The sequence below is a fragment of the Agrobacterium sp. H141 genome (genome assembly GCF_057158725.1).
The window spans coordinates 2,883,187-2,898,990 of sequence record NZ_CM169893.1 but is presented as its reverse complement, the minus strand read 5'-3'; the positions used below and the strand labels follow the sequence as shown (position 1 = coordinate 2,898,990).

The window sequence follows — 15,804 nt, the reverse complement described above, 5'->3', positions numbered from 1 at the left end:
AAAAGAAAAGCCCGCGGAGAGGATCTCTTCGCGGGCTTGCTTTTAATGATTGGTGCTGACCGAGGTTACAGGCCGCCACCAAGAATATTCTTGACGCTGTTGGCGGCACCCGCGCTGCCTCCGGACAGAACCTGCTGCAGGAAGGTGAGGTCCTTGCCGCCGGTCGGTGTCGTGCGCGAAATGTTGTCGAACACCTTGCCATCCTTCATCGAATAGTTGGCGATCTGCGAGACCACGCCATCCTTGTCGAAATAGATCGCAAGGATCTTCTGTTCGACCAGACGCTGCTTCATGAAGGCAACTGGGCGTTCGCGCGTCTGGGAAATGTAGTAGAAGACTTCGCTGTCGAAAGTCGCTGTCGTGGATGGCGTGCCAAGCGACAGCAGAACCTGCTCGCGGCTCGAACCCACTGGAACCAGCGCCAATGCCTGCTCGTCCACGATATAGCCGTTATGGAAGACTTCCTGGGTGGTGCAGCCTGCAAGGATGGCGCTCGACATAAGAAGTCCCGCTGCCGCACCGCGGAAAACGCCCTTGCCCGAATTAAGATACCGAATTTTCAAGCACACGTCTCCCTGCTGCGTTTGACGCCATCGTGGCGGCGCCCGACTTGTTGGGCATATGATTGTGGCCTTTCCGGGGAAAGGTCGCATCGAGATGCCGGTTCGTCCAGACCGATCGCTGTCGGGTCTAAGGGACCGGTAGACCGGTCATCCCGTGCCCAATGCGGCGATGGCATTGCAATTCACGACTGCTTCGGTAAACCAGCTTGCGCAATCATGCAACAACGTGCCGGGTATGGTATGCTCCTTCCTCGGCCAATTCTGGGAAAAACCATTCTGTTCAAGCTGTTTCGCCAGAGAAAGCACAACCAGATCATCGTGGACCGGCAATATGCTGCGCTGACCTCACTTGCGCGCACGCCGTATTTCTACACCGATCTCGATGTTCCGGACACCGTTATGGGCCGTTTCGAGATGCTCACACTGGTACTGATCCTGTTTTTCCGCCGCACGGCAAAGTCTGAGCGCAGCGGCCAGGAGCTTGCCCAGGAAATCATCGATGCATTCTTTACCGATATCGATCATTCGATTCGCGAACTTGGTGTGGGTGACCAGAGCGTGCCAAAGCGCATGAAGAAATTCGCCGGCATGTTCTATGGGCGGCTGGAATCGTATTCCGCTGCGATTGACGCTGATGAGCGAGAACAGTTGGCATTGGCGCTTCGACGCAATATATACCCCGACGCAGGCGCGGGCGCTCCAACGATGGAAAAACTCGCCGCCTGGACTATCGGCGCGGAAAAGGCGCTCACTGCGATCACCGAAGACGAGGTCGCCTCTGGCCATCTCGTTATTCTTGCCCCGGGAGGGGATACTGCATGAAGACCCAAAATCCCAAGGAAGGCGACACGCCGTTCTCATATCTCGTCAAGGTTGGCCATGTATCCGCCAATCCGGTGCAGGTGCATCTGGAAGCGAATGAGGTCGAGCGCGCCGGTCTGGCTGCGCTCTGGAACGTCGAGGCCGTCAATTCACTGTCCGCCGATCTTCAGATCGCACGCTGGAAAAAAGATGGTATTCGCATTCGCGGGACACTGAAGGGCGAACTGGTTCAGGCCTGCGTCGTGACTCTCGAGCCCGTTTTGTCCAGGGTGGATAACGAGATTGAGCAGATCTATGTGCCCGAAGGTTCCAAGCTTGCGCGTATCATGACCGACGACAACGGCGAGATGATACTCGATCCGGAAGGCCCGGATATTCCGGAGGCATTCTCCGGAGATACGATAGACGCTGGCGCTCTCGTCGCCGAATTTGCGGCTCTTTCCATCGATCCCTACCCGAAGAAGCCTGAAGCCGAATTCTCCGACTACATTGAGAGTGATGACGAAAAAGACGCGCGTCCATCGCCATTCGCGGTCCTGAAAGACTGGAAAAAGGATTGATCGCACCTCGCCGGGCTCTCCCGGGAGGCATAAACAAGTTGTCAGTGGCGGCAAAACCGGTATTTTGGCCGAAAAATTCGCCTGCCTTGGCGAACAGGAGGATCAACTCAGCGTGATCAGGATTTCTCTCGATGTGATGGGGGGCGACTTCGGTCCCGAAGTTGTCATACCAGGCGCTGTAAAGGCGCTGGAACGTCATCCGGACGTGAATTTCGTCATGTTCGGTCAAAAAGAAAAGTGCGAGCCCATTCTCGCAAAATATCCCAAGCTCAAGGACCGATATGTCTTTCACGACTGCGAAGTTGCAGTCGCCATGGACGAAAAGCCGAGCCAGGCCCTGCGTCGTGGCCGCTATGTATCCAGCATGTGGCGTTCCATCGACGCGGTGAAGAAAGGCGAGGCCGATGTGTGCGTCTCCGCCGGTAACACCGGCGCGCTCATGGCAATGTCCAAGTTTTGTTTGCGCACGATGGCGACCATCGAGCGTCCGGCAATTGCTGCCATCTGGCCGACGCTCTCGGGTGAGAGCATCGTTCTGGACGTTGGCGCAACGATTGGCGCCGATGCCCAGCAGCTTCTCGACTTCGCCGTGATGGGCGGCGCCATGGCGCGCGCCTTGTTCGAAATCGAAAAGCCGCTCGTTGGCCTGCTCAATGTCGGTGTCGAAGAGGGCAAGGGACAGGAAGAGGTCAAGGAAGCGGGTCGTCTGATTCGTGAGGCCGGTCTCGATTCCCTCGATTATTACGGCTTTGTTGAAGGCGACGATCTCGGCAAGGGCACTGTCGACGTTGTGGTGACCGAAGGCTTCACCGGAAACATTGCGCTGAAGACGGCGGAAGGTACTGCCCGCCAGATCGCAGAATATCTGCGCGCAGCCATGTCCAGGACCTTTATGGCCAAGCTTGGTTATCTGCTGGCCAAGGGCGCATTTGATCGCCTGCGCGAGAAGATGGATCCGCGCAAGGTCAACGGCGGTGTGTTCCTCGGCCTCAACGGTATTGTCATCAAGAGCCACGGCGGCACCGACGCTGAAGGCTTTGCCGCGGCCATTGATGTCGGTTACGACATGGCCCGCAACGGCCTCACCGAAAAGATAGAAAACGATCTCAAAAAATATCATGCAAGCCACCCGTCCAGCGCGGGCCCAGAAGCTGCATAATCTATAGGGTAAGAAACACATGATCCGGTCTGTAGTACGCGGTTTCGGAGCATCGCTTCCGAAACGGGCGGTTCCCAATCGCGAGTTGGAAAGTATTGTCGACACATCCGACGAGTGGATTGTCCAGCGAACCGGTATCCATCAGCGTTACATTGCCGGCGACGGAGAGACGACAGCGTCGCTGGGCGAGGGCGCAGCGCGTGCGGCTCTTGAAAATGCAGGCATGACAGTTGATCAGATCGACCTGATCATTGTGGCGACATCGACACCGGACAACACCTTCCCGGCGACGTCGGTGAATATCCAGCATCGCCTTGGCATGAGCCATGGTTATGCCTTTGACGTTCAGGCCGTCTGTTCGGGCTTCGTTTACGCGCTGGCAACGGCAGATGCCCATATACGCACCGGCATGGCCAAGCGCGTTCTGGTCATCGGCGCTGAAACCTTTTCGCGCATCCTCGACTGGACCGATCGCACCACCTGCGTGTTGTTCGGCGATGGTGCAGGGGCGCTGATTCTCGAGGCGGAAGAGGGCGAGGGCACGATTGCCGACAGAGGTATCCTCACCTCTCAGCTGCGGTCCGATGGCGCAAACAAGGAAAAACTCTATGTCGACGGTGGCCCGTCATCGACGGGTACAGTCGGCCATCTGCGCATGGAGGGTCGCGAGGTCTTCAAGCACGCCGTCGGTATGATCACCGATGTGATCGAGCAGGCGTTCGACGCGACCGGCACAGGTGCCGACGATATCGACTGGCTGGTCCCGCATCAGGCCAACAAGAGAATCATCGACGCTTCGGCCAAAAAACTTGGTATTCCTGCTGAAAAAGTCGTCATTACCGTCGATTTGCACGGCAATACGTCGGCCGCGTCCATTCCGCTGGCTTTGTCTGTTGCAGCCGGTGACGGGCGTATCAAGAAGGGCGATCTGGTCCTGCTTGAAGCGATGGGTGGCGGCTTTACCTGGGGTGCCGTTTTGCTGCGCTGGTAACCAATTTGCTCGAAATAACGGATTTCAAACAAGCGCTTGACCGCTAGGGCCAAGGGCAATACTGTCCTTTTCATTGATTAATTCTGGCGAAGAGATGGGCTTTATACGATGGCCGGAAAGACTGTTACCCGCGCAGATTTAGCAGAATCGGTGTTCCGCAAGGTGGGGCTTTCCCGCACCGAATCGGCGGAGCTCGTGGAAACGGTAATCGACGAAATCTGCAATGCAATTGTCAGGGGAGAGACCGTAAAGCTCTCTTCCTTTGCCACATTCCAGGTTCGCAGCAAGAATGAGCGCATCGGCCGCAATCCGAAAACCGGCGAAGAAGTTCCGATCTCTCCACGTCGTGTCATGACCTTCAAGGCCTCCAACGTGCTCAAGCAGCGCATCCTGCGCGCGCATAACGCCCGCAAGGCCAAGCAGAAGCCTGTCAATCCGGCGAGCTGACATTCGCGTAAAACCGATATTTTCCAAAACCTTGGACGAAAGTCTTGAATTACGGCCTCGTGCCCGTTGAAATACGCATGAGTTGCGACGACAGTATCTGCGTCGCAGACAGGAGCGGAACCGTGGACAAGAGCCCTGACGCCTTTCGGACCATCAGTGAGGTCGCAGACGATCTCGATCTGCCGCAGCATGTGCTGCGCTTCTGGGAAACCCGCTTTCCGCAGATAAAGCCGATGAAGCGCGGCGGCGGACGTCGATATTATCGCCCTGACGACGTCGAATTGCTGAAGGGCATCCGCCATCTGCTCTATGATCAGGGCTACACGATCAAGGGCGTGCAGAAGCTTCTGAAAACCAATGGCAATAAATTCGTCATCGCGGTCGCCAATGGTGATGTCGATGCAATGGAAGCAACGGTTGCTGCCAGCGTTTCCAAGAACAATGACGAACCGCAGTTCAGCACGGCAGACGACGATCAGATCGTCGGCCGCCCCAAGGCAAAGGCAAGCAACCGGTTCTTTGGCTTTGGCGGTGGCCACGGTGATGATGACAGCGTTGTGGCGAACGCGCGTGGAACAACTGTGGGAAAAGAGGACAGGGCGCTTCTGCAGGAGGCACTTTATGATCTTTTGGAATGCAAACGCCTTCTCGATCAGGTCCGCTAACCACCCTTTTTTGCCCTTGGCGACAAAATTGTCCTTGCGTCATAAAGCCCGAAAGACTAAGTGAAACTTGCTCTCAGGAGCCGGTCGGAATGTAGCGCAGCCCGGTAGCGCACTTGACTGGGGGTCAAGGGGTCGTGGGTTCGAATCCCGCCATTCCGACCATTTAATTCCTTGTTTTACAAGGAGATGTCGTTCTCTCCCCCACAAAGGACCTGTCCTTACGGAGAACGCAATCAGGCTGAGGCACAGCGGTGTCGACATGCAGCCTATCTGGATTTCGGAAATTTTCGACCGTCGGTCCAGCTGTTATCAGCCGAACTGGATGTCCCGACGAGCGTTTGCAAGCAGATCCTGCTTTGGGGCGTGCTCGCCCAGAAGATTTCGAAGTCGGCGTTCTTCCCGTCCATCAAGTCGGTAACGTTTGCAGAATTCGGCAACACTGAAAAGATCTGCGATATCCGTCTCTGCGGCAATGAAATCGGTGTGATTTTGCATCGGCATCTCCTGAGGGGCAAATATCAATGCAGCAAGGCTACAATGGTTCCATTGTGCCAATCTTTTCCGATCGTCTCGTTCTGAGGCATTGGTTTCGATCAGAGTCGGATTTCCGGGAAGGCCAGCCGGCAGGGACTAGCTCGCCTTCCCGGCACTGGAGGTTACTCCGTGTCCGAAATTCCGGACATATTGTCCGGCATATTTCCGTCCTTCTGCACAAGAAGGCCTTCTGACATGCTGGTATTTTCCGCCACTATACTGGCCGTCAGGATCGTATCGTCGATTTCCGCCTGAGCGGTCGTCGGCAAATGACCCATACAATCGGCCATGGCGGTTGTCGCAAACAAGCCGAAGGCGGCACCGATGATGATGTTTTTCATGCGGCATTCTCCCCCAAGTCGTTAGCAACCGAATCATAGCGTGGCATGTAATCTGACTCTAATCACAATATGTGGCGAATATGTAATATACGCGACCGCCTTGAAATTGCTGCGATGCAACATTATTTATTGTTACGCGTTGGATATGTCTGGCTTTCGCCAGGGGCGCATAAAGGAGCGTGGAATCCATGCGTATGAAAGTTCCCAAGCTCTTTACCGACGCCATGAGCGGTCGAAGCAAGTGGCAACGCGATATATCGGCCTGGCAGCGAGATATGGCCTCCTGGATGCAGGATGCCCCTGCACCTGTCGCCCCCGCACCTTTGAAGAAGCCCCGCAAAAAGCCGAGACGCTTGAAGCAGACCAATGCCTTCGGCAACAATCCGGGCGATCTCACGATGCTGCATTATACACCGCCAAAATTGGCGGTCGGCGCGGCGCTCGTTGTTGTCCTGCATGGATGCGATCAGGCAGCCGAGGATTTCGATGCCGCCAGCGGCTGGAGCGATCTTGCCAACCGGGATGGTTTCGCTCTTCTCTATCCCGAGCAGAAGGCGGGCAACAATCCCAATCGCTGCTTCAACTGGTTTCGTCCCAGTGCTGCCAGTCGCGACCGGGGCGAGGTCATGTCCGTTCGCTGCATGATCGACTATATGCTTGAAAACCATGCTCTCTCGAACAAGCGTATCCACATTTTCGGCCTGTCTGCGGGCGGAGCGATGGCTGCTGCCTTGCTGGCGTCCTATCCCGACATGTTCGCCGGCGGTGCCATCGTTGCCGGCCTTCCTTTCGGCGCTGCGCGCGATGCCATGGGCGCAATGTCGGCCATGAGTTCAGGTGCTAGTAAAGGACCTGTCGAGTGGGGCGATCTGGCGCGCTCTGCATCCGACAAGAAAACAGGTTTCCCACCCCTGTCCATCTGGCATGGGCTGAGCGACAGGGTCGTCTCGGTGGCCAATGCAGACGGCCTTGCCGCCCAGTGGCTCGATCTCCACGATCTCGACCGTAGCGGTGCAAGCGAATTGAAGGTGGGACGCCAGACGATCCGCCAATGGTCGAATGCGAAGGGTGAAGTGGCTGTCGAGCAGAGACTGATCGACGACATGGATCACGGCCTGCCGGTGTCAGCGCGCAATCTTCTGCAAGCACCCGACAAGCGGTTTTTCTATGATGTCGGCGTCGACGCTGCAACGGAGATGGCCAAGCGCTGGCAACTTGCCGCCAAGTGACCGGCAAACATTCTCAGTCGATGGAATGTGAGCTTCTGGCATAAGGCAGGCCCTGGGAAAGGGACGCTCTGCGCGCAGGCTTTGGCGCCGCGCCGTTTTTCTGCCAGTTATGTTCCAGCGCGCGGCAGCCCCAAATGATCCCCAGCAGCAGATAGACGTGCCGCCAGTGATCGATGTCGATCACGTTGCCGATACCGACATGACCGACCACGACGATCCAGGCGATCATCAGATAGGGCTGCCAGGGTCTGTTGCGTAGAAGATAGTGAAATCCGGTCGCAAGCGTCCAGCAGATCATCGCGATATAGGTGACAAAGCCGAGCCAGCCATAGGTCGTCAGCGATTTCAGCCAGATATTGTGCTCATCCTCGGTATAGATCTTGCCAAACGCCATAGGTCCCAGACCGAGCGGGTGTTCCATCGACAGGGCAAAGCCGATCCGGTGGCGTTCGAAACGGCCCAGATGTCCGGCATCGTAGTCCTGCTCCAGCTGCGCGCGGGTGGTGAAAAGATCTGCGACCTTCTTGGACTGCATGGCGCCGATCAATCCGCCCATCATGATCACGACGGCCACAAGTGTCAGCAGGAAGATGCGCAGGCGAAACACGCCGGTGCGCTCCTTCAACAGCAGAATGAAGACAAGTGCCACCGCGGAAAACAGAAACAGGGCCCAGGCAGCGCGCGAGAAGGACAGAAAAACCCCAAGGGTGATGATCAAAAGTCCGACAGCCCGGAAGGGGGCGCCGGCAATGCTCTTGGTCAAGAGCCCATGTATCAGATAGAGCGACGGTGCGATCAGGAAGGGACCGAAGACGTTCGGATCCTGAAACGCGCCCTTGGCGCGGTCATAAAGCGTAAAGACCTCCGCACCCGGGAAGGCATGGAAATAGCCCAGAATGCCAAGTGTCGATGTAATGATGGCGGAGATGACCCATGCGTCGAAGATGATCTTCAGCCGCCTGTGATCATTCTCGATAATGGCCGCGTAGAAGACCGCGCTGAGTGCCAGAAAGATCGATACTGCGATATAGAGTGGCGCGCCCTCAAGGTCGTGCATCACGGTGAGTGACATCATGCCACCGATATTGAAGAGCAGCAGAAGAGCCAGAAGCGGCGCAACGGCCCGCGAGATCTTCAGGCCGATCAGAAACCAAAGCGGAATCTGTACTGCCATGAATACTTCGTAAGGCGCGGGCTCGGAGATCACGAAACCAGACAGAAAGACGCCGAAGGCCACCATGGCCGAGCCGATCAGGCCCATTGCCGCAAGATGTGGCCTGGAAACGGGTGGCCTATGTGTCGCGATCGCGCTCAATAGGCATTTTCCGTATTCAGAAGTTTGATCGGGGTCAGGAACAGGATCTTGAGATCGAACAGCAGCGACCAGTTTTCGATATAGAACAGGTCGTAGGCCGTGCGGAACTTGATCTTGTCGTCATTGTCGATTTCACCGCGCCAGCCATTGATCTGCGCCCAGCCGGTGACACCCGGCTTGACGCGATGGCGCGCGAAATAGCCTTCGACGATCTCCCCGAACATCCGGTCGCGCGATTGCGCAAGAACGGCATGGGGGCGGGGCCCGACAAGCGATAGGTCGCCTTTCAGCACGTTGAACAATTGTGGCAGTTCGTCGATCGAGAGCTTGCGAATATAGCGACCGATTGGGGTGACGCGCGGATCATCCTTGGTGACAACCTTCTTGGCGGCATGGTCGGTCATCTCGGTATACATAGAGCGGAATTTGAGGACGTTGATCTCTTCATTGTTGAAGCCGTGACGCTTCTGCACAAAGAGGGCAGGGCCCTTGGATGTTGCTTTGACAGCGATGGCTGTCGCGACCATCAACGGCCAGAGAAGAAAAAGGGCCAGCAGGCTGAAGAAGATATCGAAAGCACGCTTGGCAACCGAATCCCAGTCTCGGATCGGCTTGTCGAGAATATCAAGCATCGGCACTGCGCCGACATGCGAATAGGAGCGGGGACGGAACCTGAGGCTGTTGGAGTGTGCTGCAAGACGGATATCGACCGGCAGCACCCATAGCGATTTCAACAGTTCGAAAATCCGTTCTTCGGCACTGAGTGGCAACGAGATGATCATCATGTCGATATGGGCCAGACGGGCAAACTCCGTGAGCTCCGGAAATGTGCCAAGCTTGGGGTAGCCGGCAATCACATCTGGCGAACGAGCGGAGCCACGATCGTCAAAAATACCGCAGATGCGGATATCGTTGTCCGGTTGTTCCTCAAGCGCCCGGATCAAATCCTTGGCAGGCTTTCCACCACCGATGATGACGGCACGGCGTTCCATCACGCCATTGCGCGCCCAACGGCGGATGGCAAGCGCGATGAGGTTTCGCTCGCCGAACAGAAACAGTCCACCTGCGCAGAACCAGACCAGATACCAGTCACGCAAATGCGCCTGTCCGGGATGGATGAGAATGAGAACGACAGCAATGATCGCGCAAGTCACCGTCCAGGTGCCGATGACCCTTGGCATGAAATGCATCGGCGCCCGCAACGCCGGGATCTGATAGCAGTCGGCAATCTGCATCAACAAGACTGTGAGCACGCTACCGGCACAAGCGATGCAGAAATGGACGATATAGTCCGTCAGCGTTCCGGCATTCATCACGGTATGCGCTGCAAGACCGATCGCCAGCAGAAAACCGAACTCAAGCAGGCGCAATTGGCCAGTCACGATGATGGGAGAGTAATTGGTATCGCGGAACTGATTGGCGATCTGCCGCGCAAACGGGTTCATCTCGACAGGAGGTTGACGCTGAGCAGAGCCGTCCGCTGCGCTCTCGGAGATTTTACGGCGCAGTTCGCTGGAATCGAAATGCTGCCCGTTGTCCTTTTTAGCCATAGCTGAAAGCCCGCTCCTCGTTCATCAGAGTGCTAGCACCAAGATGCTAAGAAACGTTTATGACGAGTAGGATTAGGCTAAAGATCGAACTGCATTTTATCAGGATGCTTTACTGATATGTGCCAAGCGCTCCCGGTAGACCGACAGCACCCTGTCTGCCATGACCGATGCCGAAAATTGCGAGCGAAACTGGTCTTCTGTCGGCATTGTCTCGGCAATCCATTCGGGATTGGTGATGGCTTCAGACATGGTTCGGGCCAAGGCCTCCACATTGCCCGGCTCGCTCAATGCCTTGCTGTCTCCGCCCAACACTTCTGGTATCCCGCCAACCCGAGAGGCAATCACGCCCTTTCCGGCACCCAGCGCTTCAAGCACGATATAGGGCATGGCCTCAGCACGCGAGGGGACAACAACAAGCTTGGACATGGCGAAGGCATCGCGAACCCGCATGGCCGGCAGCATCGTGATGCGTTCGCCAAGACCAAGGCGGTTGCGCAGGTTGTCATAGGCGTCGAGATCAGGACCATCGCCCACCATCCGCGCCGAAAGAGGACGCCCGACGATACGCTCTGCCTCTGCGAAGGCGCGGATGAAGACATCCGGGCCCTTCAGATCACGCATCATGCCGACATAGATCAGATCGGCGGCATTGGCGTTGGTCGCCATCGGCTGAAGATCTCGGTCGGATATCCCGTTATAGATCATCCGCGCAGTACAACGCGGCCGGCCGATCTTCGTTTCGTAAACGCCCTGCTCGTATTTGCACACGAACAGGATGGCATCGGTCATCCGTTCGAGCAGCCGTTCGGCCAAGAAGACGGCTTGTCCCTTCACGGAGGCCTGCTTGAAATGCAGGCTGCCTCCGTGAGGGGAATAGACGCGGGCTACGCAATACCTGTTCACCCGCAACACTGAGCCGATGGTGCGGGCGATAACGCCACCTTTGGCGCCGTGGCCATGCAACACATCAGGCTTCAAACTTTTTATGGTGTCATAACTGGACTTGATCGAGGAAAGGTCCTTCAGGCTGACCGAACGCCGGATGGGAATGCGGGTAAGGCCCAAGGAAAGGAATGGCATGATCTGATCGAAAAGCGCGTCCTCATGGGCTCCACCGGTCGTGCTGTCGCACACAATGCCGACAGCATGGCCCGCCTTGCTGTGCTGCTCAGCCAGATCGCGCACATGCCGGAAAATACCTCCGACCGGTGATCTGAAGCAGTGAATGATACGAAGAGGCTCACCATATTGCATCTATCAGAAGAGCCGTTCACGGATATACAGCGTATCGCCCGCCATGATGGGGTCTGTGATCGGAACATGACCGGTGTAGCTGTTGCCATTGACGCGCCGCGTAATGTCAACCATCCGCTGATTGGCTCTTGTGGAGAAGCCGCCGGCAACGGCAATCGCATTCTGGACGGTCATGCCGGGGACGTAGGAATACTGACCGGGTTGGCCCACTTCACCCATGATGAAGATCGACCGGTAGCGATCCACCTCGATCGACACGTCGGGGTCACGCAAGAAGCCCTTGCGCAGCTTCTCCGCGATGGTTTTTTCCAGCTGTTGAAGCGTGGAACCACGTGCAGCGACCGCGCCGATCAATGGGAAGGCGATATATCCCGCCTGATCGACCGTGTAGCTGTTGGTCAGGCTCTGCTGTTCGAAAACGGTGATACGCAGGCGGTCACCGCTGTCGACCCGGTAGGGCTGGATCGTTGCTTCATGGAAGACCTTTGGTGCCGGCTTGTAGGATGTACAGCCTGACAGAAGCGCGGCAGCCACAGCCACCATCGCAAAACCAAATTGCCTTGTGCCCGAGATTTTCATTGCGCTTCTGCGCTCCCTGGGTGTGAATTCATTCTCAGTCGTTATCGGTCTATTAGGGTTAATGCCCGGTAAATGCGCAGTGACATCTCTAAGTATTTTCAAAACGAATACTGCTTTGACTGCCAAAGCGATTAACGCTTGGGTTACCATAAAGGTTTACAATTTCAGCACTTGAGTAATGGGAGTGCCGAGATGACGGGTTTCAGCAACGCGCAGCAGGACGTCGATATCGACCTTGCTCAGCTTTTCCGCGCCGTATGGCGCCGGAAGGGGAGGATCCTTGCTGTGACCTGTCTGGTGGGCGGACTGGCCTGTGTCGGCTCAACCTTTATCTCGCCCCGCTACGAGAGCGAGACACGCATCCTGATCGAGCCGAGCGCCACAGGCCTCGCCAGCAATCCCAATATTGCGGCAGCCGAGATGCAGCCGATGCTCGACGAACTCAATGTCGGCAGCCAGGTTCAGCTGTTGAGCTCGGTGGACCTGATCAAACAGGTTGCCCGCGACCTTGACCTCTATCAACTTTCAGAATTCGATCCCGATATTAAGCCGTCAGCCTTGTCGGATGTGCTTGTGCTGCTGGGTATCAAGAAGAACCCGATGGATCTGGCACCTGAAGACCGCGTTGTGAAGAACTTCCAGCAGAAGCTTCAGGTCTATCAGGTCGAAAAGTCCAGGGTTATCGGTGTCAAGTTCAGTTCCAAGGACCCCAAGCTTGCAGCGGCGATCCCCAACAAGATTGCCGAAGTCTACCAATCCTTGCAGAGCGGCGCAAAGCTCGACAGCACATCGGACGCCGCGCGCTGGCTGGAGCCTGAGATTGCCAATTTGCGCGACAAGGTCAACGAGGCAGAAAGGAAGGTTGCGGAATATCGCGGCAATTCCGGTCTGCTGCGCACCAGCGATACCCAGAGTTTCGCCACCCAGCAGCTCAATGACGTCTCGCTTGAACTGGCGCGTGTACGTGCACAACAGGCCGACGCGGAAGCCAAGGCCGAAAGCGTGCGGGCCGCAATCAAGGCAGGCAAGCCGACTGACTCGATGGAAGCTGTCGCCAGTTCACCGGTCGTTCAACGCCTCAAGGAAACCGAATCCGGCATAAGAAGCCAGCTCACCGATCTGCAGACAACGCTGCTCGACGGCCATCCGAGGCTGAAAGCACTGCGCGCTCAGCTTGCCGGTATTCGCCAGCAGATTGCCCAGGAGTCCCTGAGCGTTGCATCCTCGCTGGAAAACGAGGCAGGCGTTGCCAAGCTGCGCGAAGCGCAGCTGTTGCAACAGCTGAACCGCGCCAAGGCGGATTCTGCCCAGGCCGTTGAAGATGAGGTGGGTTTGAAGGCGCTTGAGCGTGAAGCCACAGCCCAGCGTCAATTGCTCGAAACCTATCTTGCCCGTTACCGCGAAGCCACCAGCCGTCTCGACAAGGGCGCGAGCCCGGCTGACGCACGGGTCATCTCGAAGGCCAGCGAACCGGCTCAGCCGAGCTTCCCGAAGATTGTTCCCATAACCATTGTCGCTGCCGTTGCAACCTTTGTCCTGAGTGCGATCATCGTGATGCTGAGCGAATTGTTTAGCGGCCGTGCGCTGCGTCCTGTCTACGCCGAGTGGGAACAGGAACCTGCAAGGGACGAGACCCAGCCGGAGCGCCAGATACCGCAGGTGGCCTTATCGGTTGCTCCAGCGGTTGCCGCCCAGTCAGAAATGGTGACGCCTGCTCCACCGCCGCTGAGCCGGGAAGCGCATGAAGAACCAATTCCCGCCAGCATGCTCGATGCCGAACCGGACGAACAGCTTGCCGCAGAAATGGAAAAGAGCGTCTATCTGTCGAATGACGCCTCTGATGCAGAGGATACGGGCGAGTTTTCAATCGGCAGTGTCGCCGGCTATCTGATCGATGAGGACGTGCGCGTCGCATTTGCCATCTCGCCTTCGGGCGATGATGGCTCCACGGCCACCGTCATGCTTGCCCGCGAGATTGCCGAGACCGGTCGACGCGTAATTTTGATCGACATGACCGGCTCCGGTTGTCCGACCGCTTTGATGGCGGCGAATGCCGAGTTGCCGGGCATTACGGATCTGCTGTGCAGCGCGGCGGAATTTTCTGACGTCATGCACCCGGACAGGCTGTCTGCTGCCCATATCGTACCGCAGGGTACAAGCGATATTCGTCAGGCTATGCGCGGAGCAGACCGTCTTTCCATTGTCACCGACGCCCTTGCGGACGTCTACGATCTGGTGCTGATCGAATGCGGTCCGGCAAGACCTGAAGGCGTTGCGCGCCTGAGCCGTAACGGTGCCCATGAGGTCATCGTGTCGGCACCGAACCCAGATCGCGACCTCCTGGCGTCCATCATGGAGCAGTTCGAAAAGGTCGGTTATGGCGACCTGATCTTGATGTGTGCCAATACAGTGGCCATGCCAATCGACGGCCGCCACGCTGCCTGACCGGGTTCAACCGGTCTGGCGCGGTGCTTCTGGCTCTTCATCTGCATAAGCACGCAACCGCTGGATCATCGCATAGAGCTGCGGGTTGCCCTTGATGACAGCCTTGCCTCGCGTGAGGCCCTTCTGGGTAAGAGAACTCAGACGTCCGACCGCACTGATCGGCAGGTAGACGTCATGTTGTATGGTCTCGACCGTACACCAGCGGCGCTTGTATTCCTGGTCGCCGACTCCGAAGTCGAACAAGGCGGCTCCTTCGGCACAATATCGCTCTATCATCAGCCAGAACAGATATTCGCCTGGACTTGCCTCGGCCACCAAATCTTCGTTGATCGAACCGAATTGGCAGATGACATGATCGCCCTTGCGCGACATGCCGGCGATCGCGGCGATCTGTCCGTCATGCTCGCCCTTCAGGCGTAAGGCATGCAATTCCAAGGGTGCATCCTGACCATCGCCGGAGCGCTCCAGCAACATACGGAAGAAGCACTGCGTCTCTGCGTGCTGGAAAACATTGGGAATGCCCAAGGCCTTGAAGCGGACGGCCTTCTGATGGAAAAAGACGTCGATCATCTCCAGTTTTTCAGCGTCGCTGCGGGCAACCACGTAGTCGCAGCCGCCTGCGGCTTCCAGCTTGCGGGTCTGGCCACGAAATCTCTTGCGGCGTCGCTTTCCATTCAATTGATCGATTGTCGCGTCAAAGTCTGAGAAGAGCGGAAGCTGGAAGGAGTGGTTCTGGTGTTCTATGACAGGAAGACCGAAAAACGGGTTTCGGTCGCCGCGCCAGTCGAGCGGAATGTTCTTCAAACTGACAAGATCGGCCTTGCCCTTCAGGCCGGCGGCCAACGCTTCCGCCAGTGCCTCTGAATCGGCTTTTGTGCAGCGGGCGCGGAAGGCCGGAGCAAACAGTCCGGTGTTGATGTTGTTGAAGCGAGCGCCGATGAATTGCGCTGTCCGCACCATGTTCTGGCGCACGATCTCCAGCGGAAGAATGCAAACGCATTCACCGTCCACTGTGCCGCGCATGATCGCCAACGGATTGCCGTGGGTCTTTGCCCAGGCCAAACACCAGTCGTAACCCTGGTGCAGAGAATTGAGATTGTCGCTTTCAAGCCGCCGCCATTCCCGCTCCAGCGGTTCCATTGCGGAGAAAAATTCGAACTTCACGTCTTCAGCAGACCTTTCATCCTCGAAAGCATGGGGATCGAGCGTGGCGAGCCTCGCAATCGCCACAGGGGCAATCGCCATCACATTCATGTCCAGCGGTGCAAGCGGCACGGCGTATACTCCATAAGAAGCCAATGCCCGCACTTTAGCGTCGATCATCTAATTTCAATTTACGTCGCCGGGCAT

General features: G+C 56.9%; 16 protein-coding genes and 1 tRNA gene. 9 read left to right on the top strand and 8 right to left on the bottom strand.

All coding sequences use genetic code 11. The annotated features are described in order from the left end of the window. Nucleotides 1–65 precede the first annotated feature (65 nt). On the bottom strand, nt 66–569 hold the full coding sequence (locus ACWPM9_RS13430) for an outer membrane protein assembly factor BamE (RefSeq protein WP_484755444.1): 504 nt from the start codon (nt 567–569) through the stop codon (nt 66–68). Between the two features lie 210 nt (nt 570–779). Between ACWPM9_RS13430 and ACWPM9_RS13425 the strand changes: the two genes are divergently transcribed. The 7 genes from ACWPM9_RS13425 (at nt 780) to ACWPM9_RS13395 (ending at nt 5,369) form a co-directional block, all read left to right on the top strand. After that, entirely contained in the window at nt 780–1,385 is a 606-nt protein-coding gene (locus ACWPM9_RS13425; RefSeq protein WP_428185108.1) for a ubiquinol-cytochrome C chaperone family protein, read from the top strand. Further along, the gene (locus ACWPM9_RS13420; protein WP_484755443.1) at nt 1,382–1,945 is read left to right on the top strand and encodes a YceD family protein; all 564 of its coding nucleotides are present in this window, start codon (nt 1,382–1,384) and stop codon (nt 1,943–1,945) included. Before ACWPM9_RS13425 ends, ACWPM9_RS13420 begins: the two co-directional genes overlap by 4 nt. 112 nt (nt 1,946–2,057) lie before the next feature. After that, nucleotides 2,058–3,104, top strand: a complete 1,047-nt coding sequence (gene plsX / locus ACWPM9_RS13415; RefSeq protein ID WP_428185106.1) for a phosphate acyltransferase PlsX — start codon at nt 2,058–2,060, stop codon at nt 3,102–3,104. Between the two features lie 19 nt (nt 3,105–3,123). Next, on the top strand, nt 3,124–4,095 hold the full coding sequence (locus ACWPM9_RS13410) for a beta-ketoacyl-ACP synthase III (protein WP_428185105.1): 972 nt from the start codon (nt 3,124–3,126) through the stop codon (nt 4,093–4,095). Nucleotides 4,096–4,203: 108 nt separating this feature from the next. Further along, nucleotides 4,204–4,542 (top strand): integration host factor subunit alpha, encoded by a 339-nt coding sequence (locus ACWPM9_RS13405; RefSeq protein ID WP_428185104.1) that lies wholly within the window; start codon nt 4,204–4,206, stop codon nt 4,540–4,542. A 122-nt stretch (nt 4,543–4,664) separates the two neighbouring features. Next, nucleotides 4,665–5,207 carry a MerR family transcriptional regulator gene (locus tag ACWPM9_RS13400; protein WP_484755442.1) on the top strand — a complete coding sequence of 181 codons (543 nt, stop codon included), beginning with the start codon at nt 4,665–4,667 and terminating at the stop codon, nt 5,205–5,207. Between the two features lie 85 nt (nt 5,208–5,292). After that, a tRNA-Pro gene (locus tag ACWPM9_RS13395) sits at nt 5,293–5,369 on the top strand. Between the two features lie 147 nt (nt 5,370–5,516). Here the strand turns inward: ACWPM9_RS13395 and ACWPM9_RS13390 are convergent. Then, nucleotides 5,517–5,702 carry a hypothetical protein gene (locus ACWPM9_RS13390; RefSeq protein ID WP_428185102.1) on the bottom strand — a complete coding sequence of 62 codons (186 nt, stop codon included), beginning with the start codon at nt 5,700–5,702 and terminating at the stop codon, nt 5,517–5,519. A 161-nt stretch (nt 5,703–5,863) separates the two neighbouring features. Then, nucleotides 5,864–6,082 (bottom strand): hypothetical protein, encoded by a 219-nt coding sequence (locus ACWPM9_RS13385; protein WP_428185101.1) that lies wholly within the window; start codon nt 6,080–6,082, stop codon nt 5,864–5,866. Between the two features lie 188 nt (nt 6,083–6,270). Here ACWPM9_RS13385 and ACWPM9_RS13380 point away from each other — a divergent pair, with 188 nt between their 5' ends. Beyond that, complete coding sequence (locus ACWPM9_RS13380) at nt 6,271–7,311, top strand: extracellular catalytic domain type 1 short-chain-length polyhydroxyalkanoate depolymerase (RefSeq protein WP_484755441.1); 1,041 nt, start codon at nt 6,271–6,273, stop codon at nt 7,309–7,311. Nucleotides 7,312–7,324: 13 nt separating this feature from the next. Here the strand turns inward: ACWPM9_RS13380 and ACWPM9_RS13375 are convergent, their stop codons facing one another. From ACWPM9_RS13375 to ACWPM9_RS13360, 4 genes are all read right to left on the bottom strand, one after another. Then, complete coding sequence (locus ACWPM9_RS13375; RefSeq protein WP_484755440.1) at nt 7,325–8,626, bottom strand: O-antigen ligase family protein; 1,302 nt, start codon at nt 8,624–8,626, stop codon at nt 7,325–7,327. Next, nucleotides 8,623–10,176, bottom strand: coding sequence for an undecaprenyl-phosphate glucose phosphotransferase (locus ACWPM9_RS13370; RefSeq protein ID WP_484755439.1), 1,554 nt, complete (start codon nt 10,174–10,176; stop codon nt 8,623–8,625). The genes ACWPM9_RS13375 and ACWPM9_RS13370 overlap by 4 nt, the downstream gene beginning before the upstream one ends. Nucleotides 10,177–10,275: 99 nt before the next feature. Further along, a complete protein-coding gene (locus tag ACWPM9_RS13365) occupies nt 10,276–11,430 on the bottom strand; it encodes a glycosyltransferase family 4 protein (RefSeq protein ID WP_484755438.1) in 1,155 nt (384 codons plus the stop codon). A gap of 3 nt (nt 11,431–11,433) precedes the next feature. Next, nucleotides 11,434–12,009 (bottom strand): polysaccharide biosynthesis/export family protein, encoded by a 576-nt coding sequence (locus ACWPM9_RS13360; protein ID WP_484755437.1) that lies wholly within the window; start codon nt 12,007–12,009, stop codon nt 11,434–11,436. A 192-nt stretch (nt 12,010–12,201) separates the two neighbouring features. Here ACWPM9_RS13360 and ACWPM9_RS13355 point away from each other — a divergent pair, with 192 nt between their 5' ends. Continuing rightward, nucleotides 12,202–14,454 carry a GumC family protein gene (locus ACWPM9_RS13355; protein ID WP_484755436.1) on the top strand — a complete coding sequence of 751 codons (2,253 nt, stop codon included), beginning with the start codon at nt 12,202–12,204 and terminating at the stop codon, nt 14,452–14,454. Nucleotides 14,455–14,460: 6 nt separating this feature from the next. On the opposite strand, the gene ACWPM9_RS13350 is transcribed toward ACWPM9_RS13355, so the two are convergent. Beyond that, the gene (locus ACWPM9_RS13350; protein ID WP_428186452.1) at nt 14,461–15,708 is read right to left on the bottom strand and encodes a GNAT family N-acetyltransferase; all 1,248 of its coding nucleotides are present in this window, start codon (nt 15,706–15,708) and stop codon (nt 14,461–14,463) included. Nucleotides 15,709–15,804 lie beyond the last annotated feature (96 nt).